15 protein-coding genes and 2 tRNA genes are annotated in these 21,453 nt (G+C 44.6%); 3 read left to right on the top strand and 14 right to left on the bottom strand.

All coding sequences use genetic code 11. The features are described from left to right. A partial coding sequence (locus HOO90_RS00505; protein ID WP_292838372.1) for a retention module-containing protein occupies positions 1-3,112 on the bottom strand: 3,112 nt, incomplete at its 3' end. Between the two features lie 365 nt (positions 3,113-3,477). On the opposite strand from HOO90_RS00505, the gene HOO90_RS00510 reads away from it, so the two are divergent. Both HOO90_RS00510 and HOO90_RS00515 read left to right on the top strand, forming a co-directional pair. After that, a complete protein-coding gene (locus tag HOO90_RS00510) occupies positions 3,478-4,107 on the top strand; it encodes a transglutaminase-like cysteine peptidase (RefSeq protein ID WP_366928718.1) in 630 nt (209 codons plus the stop codon). Positions 4,108-4,127: 20 nt separating this feature from the next. Beyond that, positions 4,128-6,077, top strand: coding sequence for an EAL domain-containing protein (locus HOO90_RS00515; protein ID WP_292838374.1), 1,950 nt, complete (start codon positions 4,128-4,130; stop codon positions 6,075-6,077). 43 nt (positions 6,078-6,120) lie between these two features. Here HOO90_RS00515 and HOO90_RS00520 read toward each other — a convergent pair whose 3' ends face one another. The 13 genes from HOO90_RS00520 to HOO90_RS00580 all read right to left on the bottom strand — a co-directional run bounded on the left by HOO90_RS00520 (position 6,121) and on the right by HOO90_RS00580 (position 20,507). Beyond that, entirely contained in the window at positions 6,121-9,594 is a 3,474-nt protein-coding gene (locus tag HOO90_RS00520; protein WP_292838376.1) for an EAL domain-containing protein, read from the bottom strand. Between the two features lie 140 nt (positions 9,595-9,734). Continuing rightward, on the bottom strand, positions 9,735-10,388 hold the full coding sequence (locus HOO90_RS00525; RefSeq protein ID WP_292838378.1) for a response regulator transcription factor: 654 nt from the start codon (positions 10,386-10,388) through the stop codon (positions 9,735-9,737). Continuing rightward, positions 10,389-11,801, bottom strand: a complete 1,413-nt coding sequence (locus tag HOO90_RS00530; protein WP_292838380.1) for an HlyD family type I secretion periplasmic adaptor subunit — start codon at positions 11,799-11,801, stop codon at positions 10,389-10,391. A 10-nt stretch (positions 11,802-11,811) separates the two neighbouring features. Then, a complete protein-coding gene (locus HOO90_RS00535) occupies positions 11,812-13,980 on the bottom strand; it encodes a type I secretion system permease/ATPase (protein WP_292838382.1) in 2,169 nt (722 codons plus the stop codon). 502 nt (positions 13,981-14,482) lie between these two features. Beyond that, positions 14,483-14,556, bottom strand: a tRNA-Cys gene (locus HOO90_RS00540). Between the two features lie 137 nt (positions 14,557-14,693). Further along, positions 14,694-14,769: transfer RNA gene (locus HOO90_RS00545), tRNA-Gly, on the bottom strand. An 84-nt stretch (positions 14,770-14,853) separates the two neighbouring features. Continuing rightward, positions 14,854-15,450 carry a CDP-diacylglycerol--glycerol-3-phosphate 3-phosphatidyltransferase gene (gene pgsA, locus HOO90_RS00550; RefSeq protein WP_292838384.1) on the bottom strand — a complete coding sequence of 199 codons (597 nt, stop codon included), beginning with the start codon at positions 15,448-15,450 and terminating at the stop codon, positions 14,854-14,856. 43 nt (positions 15,451-15,493) lie between these two features. Then, on the bottom strand, positions 15,494-17,293 hold the full coding sequence (gene uvrC, locus HOO90_RS00555) for an excinuclease ABC subunit UvrC (protein WP_292838386.1): 1,800 nt from the start codon (positions 17,291-17,293) through the stop codon (positions 15,494-15,496). 33 nt (positions 17,294-17,326) lie between these two features. Further along, a complete protein-coding gene (locus HOO90_RS00560) occupies positions 17,327-18,034 on the bottom strand; it encodes a transposase (RefSeq protein ID WP_292838388.1) in 708 nt (235 codons plus the stop codon). Positions 18,035-18,198: 164 nt separating this feature from the next. Continuing rightward, positions 18,199-19,056 (bottom strand): PA4780 family RIO1-like protein kinase, encoded by an 858-nt coding sequence (locus HOO90_RS00565; RefSeq protein WP_292838390.1) that lies wholly within the window; start codon positions 19,054-19,056, stop codon positions 18,199-18,201. A gap of 23 nt (positions 19,057-19,079) precedes the next feature. Further along, on the bottom strand, positions 19,080-19,262 hold the full coding sequence (locus HOO90_RS00570; RefSeq protein ID WP_292838394.1) for a 4-oxalocrotonate tautomerase family protein: 183 nt from the start codon (positions 19,260-19,262) through the stop codon (positions 19,080-19,082). A gap of 17 nt (positions 19,263-19,279) precedes the next feature. Beyond that, the gene (locus HOO90_RS00575; RefSeq protein ID WP_292838395.1) at positions 19,280-19,804 is read right to left on the bottom strand and encodes a DUF1643 domain-containing protein; all 525 of its coding nucleotides are present in this window, start codon (positions 19,802-19,804) and stop codon (positions 19,280-19,282) included. Then, positions 19,794-20,507, bottom strand: a complete 714-nt coding sequence (locus HOO90_RS00580; protein WP_292838396.1) for a cation diffusion facilitator family transporter — start codon at positions 20,505-20,507, stop codon at positions 19,794-19,796. The genes HOO90_RS00575 and HOO90_RS00580 overlap by 11 nt, the downstream gene beginning before the upstream one ends. Before the next feature lie 96 nt (positions 20,508-20,603). Between HOO90_RS00580 and rlmJ the strand changes: the two genes are divergently transcribed. Then, a complete protein-coding gene (gene rlmJ, locus HOO90_RS00585; protein WP_292838397.1) occupies positions 20,604-21,446 on the top strand; it encodes a 23S rRNA (adenine(2030)-N(6))-methyltransferase RlmJ in 843 nt (280 codons plus the stop codon). Positions 21,447-21,453 lie beyond the last annotated feature (7 nt).

The raw sequence follows: 21,453 nt of genomic DNA on the forward strand, positions 1-21,453 counted from the left end.
GTAATGTCGTCACGGTGACGTTGGTCACGGTGCCGTCGGGGTCTGTGCCGCTTAAGCCGACCGCAATTGGCGTGTCTTCATTGCCACTTGAGGTGCTTGGGGTGGCGGTCGGTGGTTCTTGGACGTTTGTAATCGTCACAGGCTGCGTGACCTCTGGTGAGGTTAATCCACCCGTGTCTGTCACTGTGAATTTAATCGATACTGGACCATTAAAGTTTGGTGCCGGTACAAATGTGAGTAAGGCTTTGCCTGTTAAAGGGTCTACTGGAATAGGTTGGCCTGCAAGCACTGGGTTGCCATTTGGATCTAACAATATCCCTTGGGTTGGTAGCGGTAGCTCTGTCACCGTGACAAAGGCAATTGGGCTGTCTGGGTCTGTTCCTGTGAGTTCTACAGTGATGGATGGCGTATCCTCTGGACCTACAATCGGAGCACCTGTAGTCGCCGTTGGGCTGTCATTAATGCCGTTGATGTTAATCGTTAATGTAGTGCTAGCGACGCCGCCATTGCCGTCACTGATGGTGTAGGTCACTACTTCCGTTAATGGGGTGTCGCCTATATTCAGTGCATTCACTGCAACATCTGTGTTGTTCAGTGTGTAGGTATAGGTGCCATTTGGATTAAGCGTGAGATTACCGTGGGCAAGTGTAATGGTGGTGCCGCCTACAGGGACTGTAACCGCTGGGCTTGCTCCGAATTGCACCAGTGTCACTGTTAGGGTTTGTACTGGTAGGTCGATGTCTGCGTCGGCTTTGTCTAGCGCGCTGACGCCTGCGCCACCGAGTACATTACCTGTGGTGGTGTTGGTGGCAGTATTATCTTTTAGTTCTGTGATGTTGTTCACATCAGCAACAGCTAATGGAGCGTCGTTGGTGCCGGTCACTGGACCTAAGGTCAAGGTGGCGCTGTCTATACCACCTAATCCATCACTAATAGCGTAAGTCGCTACCGGGACAGGACCGTTGTAATTCAGTGCTGGGGTAAAGGTATAGGCGCCGTTCGGGGCAATCGTGAGTGTACCGACGCCTGGAATAGTCGCTGTCTGACCTGGGGTGAAGGCTTCTGGGGTGCCGTCACCATTGGTGTCTATGCTGAATCCTACTACCGTTAATGGGTTGCTGTCTGGATCGCTGTCTGGCGTGCCGTCGGTGAGGACGTTGCCTGTGGCTGGGGTGTCTTCTACAACTGCTTTAGTGTCGACAGTGGCTACTGGTGGTGTGTTATTGCCCATGATAAGGGTTAGGGTGGCCGTGTCTGTCAGGGCTGGCGCAGTGCTGCCATCACTTATAGTGTAGTTAGCCACTGGAATCAGGCCGTTGTAGTTCGCTACTGGGGTGAAGGTATAGCTACCATTGCCGTTGATGGTGAGCGTGCCTACACCTGTAATAGTCGCTGGTGCGCCTGCGGCAAATGTTTCTGGGGTGCCGTCACCGTTGGCGTCTACGCTAAAGCCTGTCACAGTCAGTAGGTCGTTTTCTGGATCGCTGTCGGCTACGCCGTCTGTCAGTACATTACCAGTGGCACTGCCGTTAATGGGCACGTTGTTGCTGTTGTCTGTGGCAATAGGCGCGTCGTTGACTGCCGTAATCGTAATCGGCGTAGTCGCTATAGGAGAAGTCGCACCATTATTATCTGTTACTGTAAATGGAATGTTCACAGTACCATTAAAGTCTTGCGCTGGCTTAAACACTAAAGTTGCTGCATCTGCTGGCGAAAGCACAGTGGTAGTCAATACTGGCGTTACACCATCCGCAAGGTAGAGTACGCCTTGAGTAGCTGGTGGCAAAGTCGTAACGCGCACTGAGGCAATCGCGCCATCTGCATCACTACCAGACAAATTAACTGGAATGCTAGGATCGTCTTCAGTGGCACTCACTGGCGTTACAACCGCAACTGGCGGTAAATTAGTACCCATAACAAGAGTTAAGGTCGCAGTATCTGTTGCAGTTGGCGTGCCGCTACCATCATTAATCGTATAAGTAGCCACTGGAACTGGACCGCTGTAATTAGTCACTGGGATGAATGTATATGCACCGTTTGGAGCAATGCTCAAAGTACCCACTCCAGCAATAACAGCCTTGCTGCCAGCCGCAAATACCTCTGGCGTACCGTCGTTGTTAATATCTACACTAAAGCTTGTAACTGTAAGCGTATCGCCATCAATATCACTATCAGCAACACCATCAATCAGAACATTGCCTGTCGCAGTGCTATTAATTGGCACATTATTAGTATTATCTGTTGCTACTGGCGCGTCGTTCACTGGCGTTACAGTAATCGGCGTTATAGCTACTGGTGAAACCGCGCCTTGATTATCCGTCACTGTAAATGGAATGTTCACGGTGCCATTGAAGTTTTGCGCTGGAATAAAAACTAAAGCCGCGGCTTGCGTTGGCGAAAGCACAGTCGTAGTCAAAACAGGAGTAACGCCATCCGCAAGGTAAAGTACACCTTGGCTTGCTGGTGGCAAGGCCGTTACTGTGACTGACGCAATCGTACCATCTGTATCACTGCCTGATAAATTAACCGCAATATTGCCGCCGTCTTCATTGCCTGCGGCTGGCGTTACTACACCTCCGGGCGCAGCATTACCCGGAGTTGGCAAAGCAGGGGCTGGATTATTAAGGCCGTAGCGATCATCCTCTTTAACAACTAAAGGCTCCGTGATGAGTCGATCATCGGTACTGTAATCATAAGCAAATTTGAATTTATTGAGCACATCATTGATTCTGACCAAATCAACAAAGCCAAAACCATGCACAGTAAAAAGGCCGTTGGAGCCTGCGGCGGTTTCTTCTAATACCTCGTTGATGTCTTTACCACCTTCAATGGCTTTAATCACGGTATCAATTGTGGCAAGGTTAAGCGCGCTATCTTGGGCATCGGGCAAAATGAGTGCGGTTAAATCAGGCGTAAAGGCCACCAATTGCTCGGCAGCAATATGAATCACGCGGCCATTCGCCAGTTCTAAATCAACAAATACGCCCTTTGCAGTTTGAATAGTATCGCCCGTCTGTATTTGGTCACCCAGATGCAAGTCACGCTTAGTGCCATTGTCTGAAAGTGCGACCGCTGTACCTGTCATTGCTACGATTTTGCCGATAATTGCCATGATGTTGTCCTAAATAAATCTAATTTTTTTATTAATAGCGCGCTTGCACGCCTTTTCACAATTGCATTAAACGCTTTATTACGCCATAAATATATTGTACTAATGGCCAATATGCGCAGAAAATTATCAAACCAGCTCAAATCGAAATACAATACAAAAGCCATGCAAATTGATGAATAGCGCCTGACACCATAACGGTATAATTTATAAAATCTTTATTTCGCTACATTAAGATTGTGATGTTTTTCACCGCTTTTTAAATTGAAGTCCCTGCACATTTAACGTATGGAGTAGTCGTTATTTCAAGCAACAATCAAAAATCAACCTCTAAACAATCGAGCAAACTGATTGCGCTGATTGCATTGGTGTGTTTTTGCTTTACTGGAATCTTTGCCGCAGGCTATGACTTTAATAAACTTAGCAGTCTTGCCAAATTGCGTTATGGCGATGAAGCGCATCTCAACATCTTAGAGCTGCAGCAACTCATCAGCCAATTAAAAACCGTTCCAGAAGTTGAAAAACTCAAAAAAATAAACGATTTTTTCAACCAAAAAATCAATTACGCTGAAGACATTGATTTATGGTCGCAATCGGATTATTGGGCAACGCCGCTCGAAGCAATCGGTCGCGAAGCTGGCGATTGCGAGGATTACAGCATTGCTAAATATGTCTTTTTAAAAACATTAAATGTGCCAAATGACAAACTGCGGCTAACCTACGTGCGCGCCGAAATTAACTTTGATGGCATAAGAACGGTAAGAGCGCACATGGTGCTCAGTTATTATCCATCGCCACAATCGGAACCTATGGTTCTTGATAGCTTGGTGCCAGAAATTTTACCCGCCTCCAGCCGAAAAGACTTAACGCCTATTTTTAGTTTTAACGATAAGGGCTTGTGGATAGGCTCCAGTAGCAAACCCAAAGCCGATGCAGGCACACATCTTTCAAAATGGCGCGATGTATTAACACGTATGCAAGCCGATGGAATAGAATAAACGAAAGCAAGGATATTAAAATGTCACTAATAAAACAACTTTGGTTAGCCATTCTCTTTATTTTAATTTTAGCCACGGGCGGCAGCTTTATTTTAAGCACGCTTTCAAGCAAGTATTATCTTGAAGAGCAGCTCGAAACAAAAAACATCGACAACGCCAACTCACTGGCACTCTCCATGTCACAAATGCAAAAAGACCCAACCACTATCGACCTGCTCCTCTCCGCACAATTCGATTCTGGCCACTACCGTTACATTGGGCTGTTTGACCCCAACGGCAAAATCATTAGCGAACGTGTAAACGCCAAAACGCAAACGAAAGCGCCTGCCTGGTTTGTAAAACTGGTGCCCATTAAAGTGCAACCTGGCGTTGCCGATGTTCAAGATGGCTGGTCACAATTTGGCTCATTAACTTTGGAAAGTGATGCCAATTTTGCTTACGATAAACTTTGGGATGCCACCCTGCAAATCGCCCTATGGGCCTCGTTAATCGGCCTATTAGCCTGCTACGCAGGCGGCAAAATCCTGCAAAAAATTCTGCACCCTTTAGAGGATGTTGTCAGCCAAGCCATAGCCATTGGTGAAAATCGTTTTGTAACCAATGCCGTGCCTAAAACCAATGAATTCAAAGCCGTGGTCAATGCCATGAACGCGCTCTCAAATCGCATAAAAAACACTGTCGTTGAAGAGTCGTCACGCCTAGAACAATTGCGCTTTCAATCCAACTTTGAGCAAATCACTGGCTTGATGAATTACGACTACTTCACAAGAAAAATTGACTCCAGCATCAGCCATGAAGAAACCTTTAGTGCGGGCGTTTTAGTAGTCTCTAGATTATCCAATCTTGCGGAAATTGATCATGCGCTCGGTTACCAAGAAACCAATGCGCTATTAAGAAGAATCGGTGATGCCCTAAATAATGAATGCAAAAATTATTCATCACTCTACGCTGGGCGCCTCAGCGGCACCGATTTTGCCGTATTTTCAAACCAGCCCATTGATTCTGCCATGCTGGGTGAGCAAATAAAACATGTATTAGTCAGCCTTAGCAAAACATCACAAGAATCTCTAAATGCGAACTTTTTAACCGTGGCTATCAATGTCACCAAGGCGGATGCCGCCGATAATTTAGTTTCCATACTCGAAGCGGCTGAAAAATTCATCACCTTTGTTGATAGTGTGGTCGATAAAATGACGCACAAAAACAGAAACACCTTGCACGTGATTAACCACAGTGAACTCGCCCAGTTTAAGAATGATAACAAGGAAAAATGGCAGCAACTATTAACCTCTGCGCTAGACGGCAAACGCATCAAACTTGAGCCCTTCCCTGTCGTCAATCAAAAAGGCCAGCTAATTCATTACGAAAGTCCAGTCAGGCTGCAATTGACTCCTGACGGAAAATGGTTCTGCGCGGGCGAATTTATCACTTGGGCAACACAACTCAATTTAATGAGTCGTGTAGATGAACTTGTTATTGAAACGGCTTTAGAATTGCTAGCCAATGGTGCAGAGCCACTCGGTATCAACATTTCGGCCAGTGCAATCTGCAACCCAGAATTTATTGGAAAAACCACCCAGCTAATTAGGAAAAATCAGAATTTAGCGAGTCGCTTATGCTTTGAAGTGCCAGAAAAAAGTACGTTTGACCACTTAGCTGAATTCCGCAATTTCTGCAGTCAAATCAAACCGCTCGGTTGCAAAATTGGTGTAGAACATGTTGGCACACGCATTTCGCGCCTAGGCGAGCTTCATGATGTGGGTTTGGATTACATCAAAATCGACGCCTCTATCATTAAAGATATCGACAGCAATGAAGCAAACAAGACGCTTTTAAGGGGGTTATGCATGATTGCCCACTCAATCGGTGTACAAGCCATTGCAGAAGGCGTGCAAACTGAAACTGAACAAAAAGCCCTGATAGAAATTGGGATTGATGGTCTGACTGGGCCTGGTATTAAAATTAATTAAAAACGCATAAAACAGCAGCTCACTCGAGTTACTGTTCAAGCGCCTAAGACTTAGCCACAAAGCGATTTCTAACAAAGGCTTCAAATTGATCCGCGGGTAATGGTCTACTAAAATAAAACCCTTGTATTTCATCGCATCCTAATTGCTTTAACAACTCGAGTTGCTCTAAAGTCTCTACACCTTCTGCAATTGTTTGCATTCCTAACGTATTAGCCATATTAATAATGGTGGCCGTAATCGTTCTGTCGTCTGAGTCACTATTGATATCTCTGACAAAAGACTGATCAATTTTCAGCTTGTATACTTTAAAACGCTTTAAATAACTCAATGAAGAGTAACCTATACCAAAATCATCTATCGACATGCGAACACCGCGGCGATGGATGTTTTCCATAATTTCAATTGCCCCTTGTGGGTCATCCATTGCGGCTGATTCTGTCAATTCAACTTCCAGATATTCGGCAGGTAATTTTACTTCATCGAGAATATCAGAAATCAATCCTGGTAAATTCGCCTGACGAAATTGCGCGGCAGAAAGATTAACGGCCACGATCATCGGTGGCAAACCAACATCTATCCAATGCTTATTTTGCTTTACTGCAGTACTCAACACCCAATCACCAATCGCTATAATTTGACCACTTTCTTCGGCAACTGGAACAAACTCAGCGGGAGATATCCAGCCCAATTCAGGATGTTGCCAGCGTAGTAAAGCTTCTGCACCAACAACGCGCGTGCCGTCTATCGACAATTGCGGCTGATAATACAATTGCAATTGGTTTGCAGCCAGCGCATGTCTAAGGGCTGTACTCAATTGCAAACTACGTACCGAGTGGTCCTGCATTTGTTGTGTAAAGAAACGGTAGCCATTTCGGCCTTCCTGTTTTGTGCGGTACATTGCGATATCCGCATTTTTAGATAGTGTCTCCCAATCGTCGCCATCATGCGGATACATAGCGATACCGATTGAAAACGTAGTGACCAATTCGTTATATTCAATCATGCAGGGTTGCATTGCCATTTTTAAAAGTTTAGAAGCTACCAGCGAAGCGCCATCTGCATTGGTACCAGGCAATATTAATATAAATTCGTCACCACCCACCCTGGAAACGGTATCTTCTTCTCGCAGCGTTTGCTCGATACGATTCGCCACATCGAGCAATAGCAAGTCGCCAATATTGTGGCCAAGTGTGTCATTAATCACTTTAAAGTGGTCCAGGTCAATAAACATGACCGACAACTCTTCGCCGCTACGTTGCGCAAGACTCAAGGCAAATTTAAACCGATCATTCAGCAAATATCGGTTGGGCAAGCCAGTTAATTGATCAAAATGCGCAAGTTTCTCTATGCGCTCTTCTGCTAATTTTTTCTGCGTAATATCTTCTTTAATCGCTAAATAATTCGTAATCTGCCCATCTGCCTGCCGCACGGGTGAAATCATTACAGATTCAACATACTTACTACCATCTTTACGACGATTAATTAACTCCCCTCGCCAAATGTCGCCACGCGTCAAATGTGCCCACATGTCTTGGTATACGACTTTAGATGTATCGCCAGATTGCAGTATGCGTGGGTTTTTTCCCACTACTTCATCTAAGCTATAGCCAGTTATTGTGGTAAACGTGGCATTGGCATATTCAATATTAGCGTCAAGGTCAGTAATCACAATCGTACTGGGACTTTGCTCGACTGCCATCGAAAGCTTAATTAATGATTCATCTATTTTCTTACGCTCAGTAATATCAATATGCGTCCCTACCATACGTAGAGGTCTACCAAAAGCATCACGTTCGACGATTGTGCCTAAAGATAATACCCATATCCAATTTCCCAACCGCGCCTGCTGCCTAAACTCCACGCGATATTCTGGAATATTTCCAGCGATATAATCATCATAAATTTTGGCCACACGTGCCTGGTCATTAGGATGCATTCTATTTAGCCAGGTACTATGTGTTTCATGAAAGTCACTCAACTCATAACCTAACATATGCGCATACTCAGAACTGACGACGGTTTCGCCCGTTTGTACATTCAAGTCATAAATACCTTGAATTGAAGAGCGCAGTGCCACCTTTAGGCGCTCATCACTCTTTCGCAATAAAGTAGCGCGATCAAAATTATCCAATGCCAAATTAATATCGATTACCATTTCATTCAACAGCGTGCGGGCATCTTCATCGAATGTACCAATTTCGTTTGAATAAAGTGTAAATGCGCCAACAGGCAAACCATTACGAAGTATCGGAATTGCGGCCGATGAGCGCCAATTGAATTGCTTTGCGCGCTCATGCCAGGGTGCCGTGTGTGGGTCGCTCTGATAATCCTGGCACCAATAAGGCTTATTATTGCGAATTGCAGTTCCTGTAGGCCCTAAGCCAAACGACTCATCCGCTTTAATTGAGATTCTTAAGCCTTGCAAATAATCGGTACCATCACCATAAAATGCAATTGGCATTACTAATTTAGTTGTTTCCTCAACAAGGCCAATCCATGCCATCTCAAATTTACCAAAGTCTACTGTTGTTTGGCAGATACTTTCAAACAAGGCTTGCTCATTCGCACAACGTGTAATGGCTTCATTGCCACGACTAATGGCAGAATAAAGATTGGAGAGCCTTACGTTTTTAACATAGGCGATTTGCAGGTCGGCTCTTGTCTGCTCCAGCCAGCCCATGACACTATTTGAATGTGCATCAAGTAATTCAATCGGTGCGTTGAAATCACCACTACCGATTTTTTCTATTTGCTGTCGTACTTCATCAGCAGAACCACCTAGCGCTCTACGCAAGTCAACATAACTACGCAGCAGCATGGCAATCAGTCCTATGCCAGCAAACACAAACAATATGCGTAATACTGTCGCCAGCTTCTCGGCCTGATCTACCGCTTTATAGGTCCGCGTTGCAACCATCACATAAAAGTCATCAATTGGCTTCATAATTGAAGCCTTGGCCAAGTGATACTTCTCATCGTATAAACTGGTTATCGCCAGATTTCTGTTTTCCTCAGCATCAGGCCCTACAGATTCAACAAGCTCAATCGCCTTGCGCTCAAGTATCGTCAAGGCATCAGAATTAGATATTGCTGTTAATAATTGAGTGAATTCAGCATCTGTGAACCCTGCTCGTTTCATTAAATCAAGTAACGAAATTTTTTGCGCGCTATCTGGTCGCGGAGGCTCTTGGTTTGGTAAAAAAAGGTCCCAATAAATTCTTTGATAATGTGCGGGACGGGCTTTTTTACCATTTCGAATATCGATAATGTCTAAATAATGCTGTTTGTAGGAAACATCTCGCGTCGTGACATAGGTCCGCACCATACGGGTCAGATCATCTGAAGTCTGTCTTAGCTCATCCGCCAATAAAAATGATCTTAAACGGACTTCATTTGCACGATCTATTTGCTTTTCAGACCAGACGTAAATTCCGAAAATCAGAACGGCCACCACTAGCAGCAAACTAGTTAGCCAAAGATTGCGTTTGAATGTTGGGGGTGAGCTATATTTAGCCATAAGATTGATTTAGTGCTATATCCATTCTGATACCAATATACATCATGGCTCACGCTAAAACTACTGCACTAAGAGCAAATCAAGAGTAAATCAAGAATAAATCCAGCAAAATACCATTTGCTTTGCTGATTGATAAAACATCAACGTTTGTAATTACTATTCAGCATCAAGGCCAGCTGCAGTCTATCTTTTGCACCTAGTCGCTCAAAAGTCGCAGCTAAATGGGCTTTTACGGTACGGTCAGTAATACCCAGAATTCTAGCAATTTCTTTATTGCTTAAGCCTTTCGCCGCTTGTAGCGCTACTTCTTGCTCGCGGTGGGTCAACTTGGTAAGCAAACCGTCAACATATTCAGGCTGATTGCCAGTGAGCTTTGTGGAAACTTCAATGAGACTTTGCAGGATATCTTGACCTAACCACAAACCTCCGTGGCTAATTACCTTTTTGATTTCTTTTAACACTTGTGGGGCAATGTAGGCATGGCAATAGCCCATTGCACCAAGTCTTAAGGCATGAATTGATTCCGCTTGATTTGGTACGTTCGCCAAAACCACAATTTTTGCATTTTCGTATTGTTTAGCGATTGTAGTGATAGAATTTTCCATCCATTGCTGACGGTCTTCGTTCATGTGCAACCAAAAAATTGGCGCATCACTATTCTTGGCTTTTGCTTTTGTCTTAGCGCATATACTCTCGACAACTTCTGGTACTGTCGGAGCAATTATCGATTTTGGAAAAGCTTGCGTCCAACTCTCTAACAACGCGGGCAATTTACTTATAAAAATATCCTGCATTTATCTCTCACTAAACGCGTAGGATTTAGCTTTTAATACGGGCTTGAGCAAGTACGAAAGCACGGTTTTTTTACCGGTCATAATATCGACCTGCGCCACCATGCCAGGGATAATCGGCAACCCCTTACCTAAGCTAGACTTTAAAGTTTTGACTCTGACCACATAATAGGCATTGCCTTTTTCATCGACAATCGAATTGGCAGAAATGCCTTCAACCACAGCATCCAGTGCACCGTAAATGCTGTAATCATAAGCCGTTAGTTTCACAATAGCGGGCTGTTGTGGGCGGATAAAGGCAATATCTTTAATTTGAATTTTGGTTTCTAAAACCAAGGCTTCATCAGTCGGAACAACTTCCAGCACTTCTTTGCCTGGCTGAATCACTCCTCCGATGGTATTGTAAAACAGGCGGCTAATTTTGCCGTTTACAGGCGATTTCAAGGTCGCTTGTTTAACCTTATCGGTCAGCCCGACATTAACCTCTGTGATGCTATTGAGCCGTGCTGTTACTTCGTTCAACTCAGTGCGCACCTTGCTTTTAAAGGTTTGTTCAATTTCGGTGACTTTTCGTCTTGCTTCTGCAATTGAAGATTGAATACGGCTAATTTGCGCTCGGGCTTGGTCAATATCGCCTCTGGCTTTGGTGGATTCGCGCTCTAATTTCAGAATGTCGATTTCAGAAACCGCACCACTAGCTAACAATGGCTTATTGGCTTGTAATTCTTTATTTGCTGATTCAAAGTTTTTTTCTGCAATCTCTTTACGAAACTGCACCTCGATTAACTCTTTTTCTCGTTGCACCATTTGGTCGCGCGCAATGCTAATGGTGGACTGCAATTCTTCTCGACTAGAATTATATAAGGCATATTCCTGCTCATAAGTTTGTGGCGCATCTTTTTGAACTTCTTTAGGTGGATTAAATGCAGCGCCTTCTGCCAAGGCGCGTAGTCGGGATTGTTTTGCTAAAAGCGCTAAGTATTGAGTTTGATTTTCTCGTAAAGAGGAAACCGCTCTGGTTTCATCAATACGAATCAGCGGCGTTCCCACCACCACCGATTGCCCTTCAGCAACCAATATTTCAGAGACAATACCGCCGTCTAGGGATTGAATAATTTGCACCTGTTTCGATGGAATCACTCGCCCTTCACCACGTGTAACTTCATCGACTTTGGCAAAATAGGCCCAAATTACCAGCACAGCTAATGCAGAAGCAACGCCATAAAGCAAAACCTTAGCTTTTAGCGGCGTTTGCTCTAAAATCGCCAAATCCGCTTCATCATCCCAGTGCAAATCCTCTCTGGTTTCGGTGGGCACCATTTTATCGAGCAATTGATAGATAGGCCGAGTGAGCCACGCTTGCCTTTTAAAGACTTCGTTCAGCTTACCGATTTTTTTAAATAGATTTTCACTCATAGGGTTTTACTCATAGCGCTTTGCCAACTTTGCCGCTTCTTAGCGCTTCGGTTACTTGGTCTTTCGGGCCATCTGCCACGATTCGACCTGAATCGATTACGACAATGCGATCGACCAACTCATACAAAGCGGAACGATGGGAAATCAGCACCAAGGTTTTATTTTTGGTGGCGGCTAACAAGCGTCGCTTAATCGCATCTTCACCTGAATGATCCATCGCACTGGTGGGCTCATCCAATAATAAGATAGCGGGATTATCAATCAGCGCGCGCGCAATACCAACGCCTTGGCGCTGACCGCCAGACAATGTCTCGCCGCGCTCTCCCACCAGCATATCAAACCCTTTAGGGTGCGCATTCACAAACTCATCAATGCCGCCAATATGTGCAGCAGCCAGCACAGCCGCATCATCCACATGTTGCGCTGATATGGTTAAATTTTCGCGCATAGTGCCATAAAATAAATGGGTATCTTGCTGCACATAACCCGCGCAGCGTCTGAGTTCTGCTGGGTCAATTTGGCGCGCATCAATACCATCAATCAAAATCGCACCCGAGGTGGGTTGATAAAGGCCAAGAATAAGCTTATGGATAGTTGATTTTCCCGAACCCATTCGACCTAACAGGGCAACATGTTCCCCCGCTTTAATTTTGAAGGACACTTTGGTCAGTGCATCTTGCTCAGTACCCGGGTAACTAAAGCTAACCTCTCGGAATTCAATATCTCCATTAAATGCGGGGCGTGATAAAAACTTAGCATCCAGCGGGCGCTCCACTTCTCGGTGCATAATTTCGTCGAGCGAAGTAAGTGCGGTCGCTGCATTATGGTATTGCGTTAATAGCCCTGCTGTTTGCGCAATCGGCACAAGCGCCCGCGAGGCCAGCATGGTGCAGGCAATCAATCCTCCCATGGTTAAATCACCATTCACTACCAAATAAACGCCCAGTACAACCAGCGAAATATTAATAAGTTGCTGAATGGTACTGGCGCCGTTATTAATAGAGGACGACAATAGCCTTAACTTGCTTGAAACCTCCGTTAAAAAATGGGCGCTATGTTCCCATTTGCGCTGCATTTGCCCTTCAATACCCAAGGCTTTAACTGTTTCAAGCCCAACCAGACTTTCTATCAGCGTGGCGTTTCTAATGGCACTGGCGCGATACATGGTTTCTGATAACTCATGCATTTTTGTCTGCACGCTGAACGAATACACCAAAATCAAGATCGCCCCAATAATTACAGGAATCACCATCGGCCAAGCAATCCAAGCCATCACCACCACAAAAATAAGACCAAATGGAATATCAATCAGCGTGGTGATAGTGGCGGAGGTAATAAAGTCGCGTACCGTTTCAAAAGATCGCAAATTAGAGGCAAATGAACCGACCGAGTTAGGACGTTGCTCCAAGCGTATGCCTAACACCTGCTCCATAATGCGTGCCGTAAGTTTCACATCAACACGCGTACTGGCCCAATCTAGAAAATACCCGCGCAAAGTGCGCAGTACCAAATCACCGATAATCATCAGCGAAATACCAATCGCCATTACCCATAAAGTTTCAACGGCGCGGTTTGGCACTACACGGTCATACACATTCATGGTGAAAAGCGGCATTGCCAAAGCGAACATATTCACCACAAAAGCCGCCACCATAATGTCGCGATAGATACGGCTATTTTCAGCGAGCGTACCCCAAAACCAATGGCGCATCCTGACTTTTCCCACCATTGGCGCACGCTGGTCAAAGGAGAATTTAGCTTTTGCCACAATGTAGTAGCCGGCAAATCGTAGCTCTAACTCATTAATAGCGATAGCGATTTCAGCGTCACCCAACTCAGGAAAAATCACATGCGCTTGATTGGCTTCAAAATCCAGCTTGGTGACAACGCAAGCCTCTTCATCTTTCAATAATAAAATAGCAGGTAAAAATTCAGCACGGATTTTTTCAAGTGGTTTTTTTAGTATGGTGACTGCCAAATTAACACGTTCCGCAGAACGCTTTAAAAGTGCAGGTGTCATTTTGCCATCACGAAGCGGCAGGCCAGAGATTAAGGCATCTCTTGAAGTAGCAACACCTTGAATGCGACAAATCAACAGTAGACTGTCCAGCAAGGAATCAACGGTCTTCACGTTCACTAGACCCGCGTTTCCAATTTGAGTCAAATCCTCAGCACTCATGTTCTTCCCTGTTTTATTATCATGGCTTTTTATTGCTGTGATGCCTTATTATCATGCGATGCTTTACCACTAGAATTCAATAGTCAACTCACTAACCGTAGCAAATTTAAACAATCTTAAAAACCAATTTTTGCGGCAACTTAAAGGCCTATATTAAACTATATTTTAGAATGTTGATGTCTAAACCATATTTGCTTGAGCCAAGGCAATTTTCTATCGCTAGGCATAATCGCGCCAATCAAAATTTCAACAAAACTATTTAGTTTAAATTTACAAGGCTTTACACATTCCAAGCCGTTTCTAGGCCCTTTTCATCTAACCAAAATACATTATAGGTCTAGCAAGAAAATTGCAAATAATAAATTAGAATATCAGCCATTAATTAAATATATCGCGCTCAGTCCTATTCTCTTACTAAGGATAAAGCAAGCTTAATGGCTTAATTTAAGGATATAGGCCAAAGGCCAATGTATTTAATCGGTGAGATTACTGTGAGGAATTTTGGAGGCGCGAACCAGAGTCGAACTGGTCTAAACGGCTTTGCAGGCCGCGGCATAACCGCTTTGCTATCGCGCCTTTAATCTGAACGTTTTAAACTAGTGAACAATGTTTAAAAACGTACATTACAAGCTAAAACTAAAACGGCGAAAGCATATTGCTTTCGCCGTTTTATGCCATTTTACTAAACAGTTTTAAACTATTTACCAAATTCGTGGAGCGGGAAACGAGACTCGAACTCGCGACCTATACCTTGGCAAGGTATCGCTCTACCAGCTGAGCTATTCCCGCGTCGTTAAGACAGGCGCCATTATAGCGATTTTCAGAATACCGTCAAGACTAAACGTCACTCTTAATGCTTATTTATTTGTCTTTTTATTGCCCTCTTAATTTAGGCAATGCAGCTTTCAGATAATAAGCCATTGATAGCAAAGTTAAAAAAGCCGCAATTACGATTAAAATATGACCCCAGAGTTGCGTAGGAAAAACACCAAGCGCCCCTAGATCGATATCATCCCAAAATAATAGAAACAATATGGCAATCATTTGTACCGTGGTTTTTACTTTACCTATCATCGCCACGCCAACACTACTGCGTTGACCTTCACCAGCCATCCATTCTCGCAATGCGCTTACTGCAATTTCTCGCCCAATAATAATCAGGGCGACAATGGCGCCTACACGGCCAAATTCTACCAGCACAATCAATGCGGCCGCTACCATGAGCTTATCTGCAACGGGGTCTAAAAAAGCACCAAACGCCGAGGTTTGGTTCCAGCGCCGCGCCAAGTAACCATCGAGCCAATCAGTAATTGCAGCTATAGCAAATACCACGGTAATAAAAACATTTACTTCATGAGAAGGCATGGCGCTTAATTTGCGCAGATTTTCTGGCCAGTAAAATGCTCCCACAAAAATAGGGATTAATAAAATACGTAGCCATGTGAGCATGGTCGGGATGTTAATTTTCATTTCAATTTCCAGCGCACACTCAGATTTTCAACGCTAATTCTCACTAATGAAACTCTCCGTATATTTTTTCAGCTAAGTTTAGACTAATGCCTTCCACTTGCGCGATTTCGTCAATACTAGCACCTTTTACGCCATCTAAGCCACCAAAGCGCGTTAATAGGGCTTTGCGGCGTTTTGCGCCTATGCCTTCAATATCTTCCAAGCTCGAATGCATGCGCGCTTTTGCGCGTTTGGCACGATGGCCTGTAATGGCAAAGCGATGCGCTTCATCGCGTATCTGCTGTAGCAAATGTAAACCTTTGTTATCTTTTTCCAAATTGAGCATTTCTCCCGTATCAGAAAAAATCATGGTTTCCAAGCCTGGCCTGCGCTCTTCACCTTTAGCAATACCGACCAATAAAATATCATCTAGCCCAACTTCTGCCATCACTTCAACCGCTACGCCAAGCTGACCTTTACCGCCATCGATAAAGATTAAGTCAGGTCGCACGCCCTCACCTGCCGCAACTTTCTTATAGCGACGTGTTAGCACATCACGCATCGCCGCATAATCATCACCCGGCGTAATACCTGTGACGTTGTAACGCCGATATTCGCTATTTTGCATATCACCGCGATCAAACACCACACAACTGCCCACCGTTGCCTCGCCCATGGTGTGGCTGATATCGAAACATTCAATACGCTCAACATTGTCTTGTAGATGCAAGGCCTCACGTAGTGCAAGCAATTTAGCTTCTTGATTCGCAGAAGTCGCGGCACGCTGACCTAGCGCCAGTTCAGCGTTGGTTTGCGCCATTTTCAACCAAACGCGTTTATCGCCAATTGGATTGGTGTTGATTTTTACCTTGCGTCCAGCTTGCTGACTCAACACTTCTTCAAGTACAGCGGTTTCGATTTTAATGCCGACCACAATTAGCGGCGGCGTATTTTGCGCTACATAATGCTGCGCAAGAAACGCCTCCATACTGGTTTCCAGTGTTTCACCCTCTGAGTTTTTAGGCATATAGCTTCTATCGCCTAAATGCCGCCCACCACGTATCATCACCAAGTTAATACAATGCTGACCTTGCAACTCCGCGCAGGCGACCACGTCAGCATCTGAAACATTAAAGTCGCTGACAAACTGCTTGGCTTGCACTTGACGCAGTGCTTGCATGCGGTCACGAAAGACCACTGCCACTTCATATTCCTGATTCGCCGCCGCCGTATTCATTTGCGCACCTAGTGCATCAATCACTTCATTGGTTTTACCCTGCAAAAACATCGCCGCCTGATGCACGTCATTATTGTAATCTTCAGCAGAAATCAAGCCCACGCATGGCGCGGTGCAACGCTCGATTTGGTGCTGCAAACAAGGTCGACTACGGTTAGCAAATACGGTATTTTCACAGGTGCGTAGCTTAAATACTTTTTGCAAAAGCTGAATACTCTCGCGCACCGCAACGGAGTTTGGGAAAGGCCCGAAGTACTGATTACCTTTACGCTGCGTACCACGATGAAACGCCAAACGCGATGACGCATCTCCAGTTAGCACAATATAAGGGTAAGACTTATCATCACGAAACAACACGTTGTAACGCGGCATTAAGCCTTTAATTAGATTATTTTCCAGCAACAAAGCCTCAGCTTCATTGTGAGTAACCGTGGTTTCAATTCTAACAATATTACTCACCATCATACGCGTGCGCGGACTTGGCAAGTTTTTATTGAAATAACTTGAAACGCGTTTTTTTAAATCTTTAGCTTTCCCCACATAAATCACCTCATCAATAATGTTTATCATGCGATAAACACCTGGTAGATTGGGTAGATTTTTTAAGATGGGTTTAGGGTCAAACATATATGCATTTTAGCACTAGATGCCCATGCGGGCTCAAGAACCACCCGAACTTGCCAAGGTCAGTTTAGGCCGCCCTGCTTTACCCGCAGTGACACGTCGACCCAAAGCCTGTTCAATTTGCGCTGTAAATACGTCATTCCCCAGTGCATAATTCCCATTCGTCGCCTTGCGTATTTCATCCACCACACCAATATCCAATTGGTATCTAAACAACTCACGGTAAGCCGCTTGTCTGCTTGTGGCGTCTAAGCCTAAAGCTTGATACAAAGCATGGGGCTGCAGAATATCAGATTCCGCGCCTTGCGCATTTGCCGCGTAACTACTCCATTTGTATTCCGCAGGGTGATTCACCATATTGGCGCGCACAGGGTTAAGCTCAATATAACGCTGACAAGCCAATAAATAGGTTTCGGCTTGTGTGGGGCAAGATTTATAGCGGCCTTCCCACAAAGTTCCAGTGCGTTTATACATTTTATTGATATATTGCACATATCGCTGCCCCAGTGCCTTCATCATTGCGCCAACCGCTTCAGCTTTGTCTGTCGAAACCAACAAATGCACATGATTTGTCATCAATACATAGGCGTGTATTTTACAGTCGGTTTTTTCTGAATATTCTTTTAGCCATTCAAGGTAAGAAAGATAATCTTCATCGGCATAAAAGCAAGCTTGGCGATTATTACCGCGTTGAATGATGTGTTGCGGGACATTGGGGAGGATGACGCGGGGGCGGCGGGGCATAAGTAGCTCAATACGTGAATGAATTAAGTGCTAATGGTAGCATTTAATCGTGGTCTGTCCCCTATTGTCCCTATAATAGGGCAATAGGGGACAGACCACGATTAAACACCTGCGGGGTTGACTGTGGCAGTGCTGCACTTTCTTTAATCATACAAAGAAACATCTTATTCCTCCGCTTTCGCTTCCGCCATGCGCAACAATCTAGCCGCCTCGGCTTTCTTTGTATCCTCAATCTCGCGCATCACGCTCTTTAAATCTACTGCTTTTGTGCTTTCTCTAAAGCGGCCTGTCAGCACGGTTTCTAGCGTTAAATCGCCATGGGCATACAGGGCCCAAATCTCTTTGCCGTATTGCGTTGTCAACAACTCTGGCGCAAAACGTCCAAAATAATCACTTAAATTTCTAACATCGCGCTCTAGCATCTCTCGCGCATTATTGTTACCTGCCGCATCCACAGCTTGCGGTAAATCAATAATCACGGGGCCATCGGCGCTCATTAAAATATTGAATTCGGATAAATCCCCATGCACAATGCCCGCACACAACATGCGCACCACTTCTTTAATTAAAGCGCCATGGTGAATTCGTGCCTCTTCTGGGCTAAAAGTAATATCGTTTAAGCGTGGCGCAGCGTTGCCATTGGCATCGGTTACCAACTCCATTAACAATACACCTTCGTAGAAATTATACGGTTCTGGCACCCGCACACCGGCATTGGCTAAGCGATACAGCGCATCGACCTCTGCGCTTTGCCAAGCAGCTTCTTGTGACTCACGTCCAAATTTTGAGCCTTTAGCCATTGCGCGGCTTTGACGGCTATTTTTAACTTTGCGGCCTTCGGTGTAATCTACACTCTGACGAAAGCTACGTTTATTTGCCTCTTTGTATACCTTAGCGCAACGTACATCATCGCCACAGCGGACGACGTACACCGTCGCTTCTTTGCCGCTCATGAGTTGACGGACTACATCGTCAATCAAGCCGTCTTCAAGTAAGGGTTCAAGTCTTTGGGGAGTTTTCATGCGGCTATTCTAACACTCCAACATCATTCATCTAGCAACTTGCCACCTATTGCCCAATCTTCATACGCCACTTCTTCAAAAGTAATGTAGGTATAGGATTTTGGTTTATGCGCAACTCGTTCTAAAGTTTCGGTAATTTCTTTGGCGATTTGCGCTTTTTGTTCACGCGTAACTTCACCTGCAAGTTTGATGTTTACATAGGGCATGTTCGATCTCCTTTAGTTTAGCTAATAGTAAATGGTACAGGTTGTTGCGCATAGGCGATATACAGCGGATGCTGTGGGCTGCCATCTGCATTTAATTGTAAGCACTTTACCTGATGTTGCAAATTCGCTTGTGCAAGCAGGGTCATCACGGTCTGCGCTCGGGGGGCGGCAAGCGGGTGTTTTCCCCAACCACAAACGGTGATTGCGGCCGACTGCACCGCATTAAGTATGCAGCTATTGGCTTCATCCGTATCGCCCAAAAGATTTTCAACCGTATTGAGTAAACGTGAATCCGTCATACGAAAAGGAAATAAATTGACAATAATCATGCTGCCATAACCCATGGCAATGGCGCGACGCTGGCAACGCTCAATGGTCGGGTCATTCTGCATTTCATCGGCAGTACTGGGATTGAGCATTAAAAAACTGATGGTGGGTAGACTTAGATCCCAATCTCTTCGTAGCCAATAGCGATATTTTTCACAGTCTGAAAAATGTGCTTCAGACTGCTGAATTAAGGTATTGTGTTGCTTAATGATCATGTTGACCAAGACTAGGCAAGGCTTGACCAGGTTTTAGATGGAACGTTTTCCAAATATCCCGTATCAGGTTTAAGGTAAATACAAACAATAAAATAGAAATTAGCAAAGATAAAATCGGGTCGATAGGCATCCAACCTGTGAAGTAAATTACCACGCCTGCCGCTACCGCAGCAACCGAACCTAGCAAGTCACCAATCACATGTAAGAATGCGGCACGATTGTTCAAAGTTTCCGCATGATGTACCGCTTGATGGTGTAACTGCTTAGCTACAATCACATTGACCAATAAACCTAAAGTAGCAATGATTGTTAAGCCTAAACCTTGCACATGATGTGGTGTTTTGAAGCGTGCAATCGCCTCAACAACCACAAATGCAATGACCGCTAGTAAGGAAATCGCATTAAAGATTGATACGCCAAGCTCAACATACGTTACGCCCGATTTATGTCGTGCAACATTTGGCTTTTTAGATAAAATGCCAGCCATCCAAGCCAAACCAAGCGCAGCAACGTCTGAAAACATATGTCCAGCATCGCTCAATAATGCTAACGAGCCTGTGTACCAACTACCCACAGCTTCAACTATCGCAAAGGTAAAAATTAGTAAGAATGGAATCAGATAATGATCATGGTCGTCATGGTCATCGTGATTATGGTCATCAACTTCGAGGTCGTTATGCGCGATTTGTTGTAAATTATTCACTTAATTATTCTCTTAATTACTCTGCAAAATGGATAGGTGAAATGCTAACCCAAAAATATAGGATAATGTCAGTCTAGTCCAAATTATCACCATTTTATGCTCAGTTACCGTCACGCTTTCCACGCAGGCAACCACGCCGATGTTCTTAAACATTATGTTTTAGGCTTAGTGTTGGATTACATGAACCAAAAAGACAAGCCGTATTGGTATATTGATACTCATGCTGGTGCTGGTTTATATCGCCTGACTGAAGGTTATGCCACACAAAATGCCGAATTTGAAAATGGCATTGCAAAACTCATCGCCGCGGCCAATTTGCTCAAACCGCTGGCTGATTTTGTCGCACAGATTAATCGGTTTAATACAAGTAACTTAGAATACTATCCTGGCTCGCCATTAGTCGCCCAAGACTTAATACGTGCAAATGACAAAATGCGGTTGTTTGAACTGCATCCCAGCGATTACAAATTATTAATCGAAAATTTTAAAGGTCAAAGCAAACAAGTCAAAATCGACATGCAAGATGGCTTTACAGGCATAAAAGCTTGTTTGCCACCTCCCACCCGCCGTGCCGTGGTGCTGATAGACCCGCCGTACGAAGATAAGCAAGATTACCAACATGTAGTGCGCATGTTGAAAGATAGCCTGTCACGCTTTGCAACAGGGACTTTTATTGTTTGGTACCCAATATTGCAACGGCCTGAACCAAGCGAAATGATTGAAGATTTACTGCGCCTGAACTTGCCCAACTGGCTACACATCAACATGACGATACATGAACCTTCAGCAGAGGGTTTTGGCATGCATGGCAGTGGTTTGTTTATAATTAATCCCCCTTGGACATTGCCAAAAATACTAGAAGAAACCATCCCTGCGCTTACGCAATTATTGGCTTTAGATGACGCGGCTCACTATGCACTAAATTACGAAATCGCTTGATAAAAGT

Origin of the sequence: Methylotenera sp. (genome assembly GCF_013141425.1) — a bacterium.
Classification (GTDB): domain Bacteria; phylum Pseudomonadota; class Gammaproteobacteria; order Burkholderiales; family Methylophilaceae; genus Methylotenera.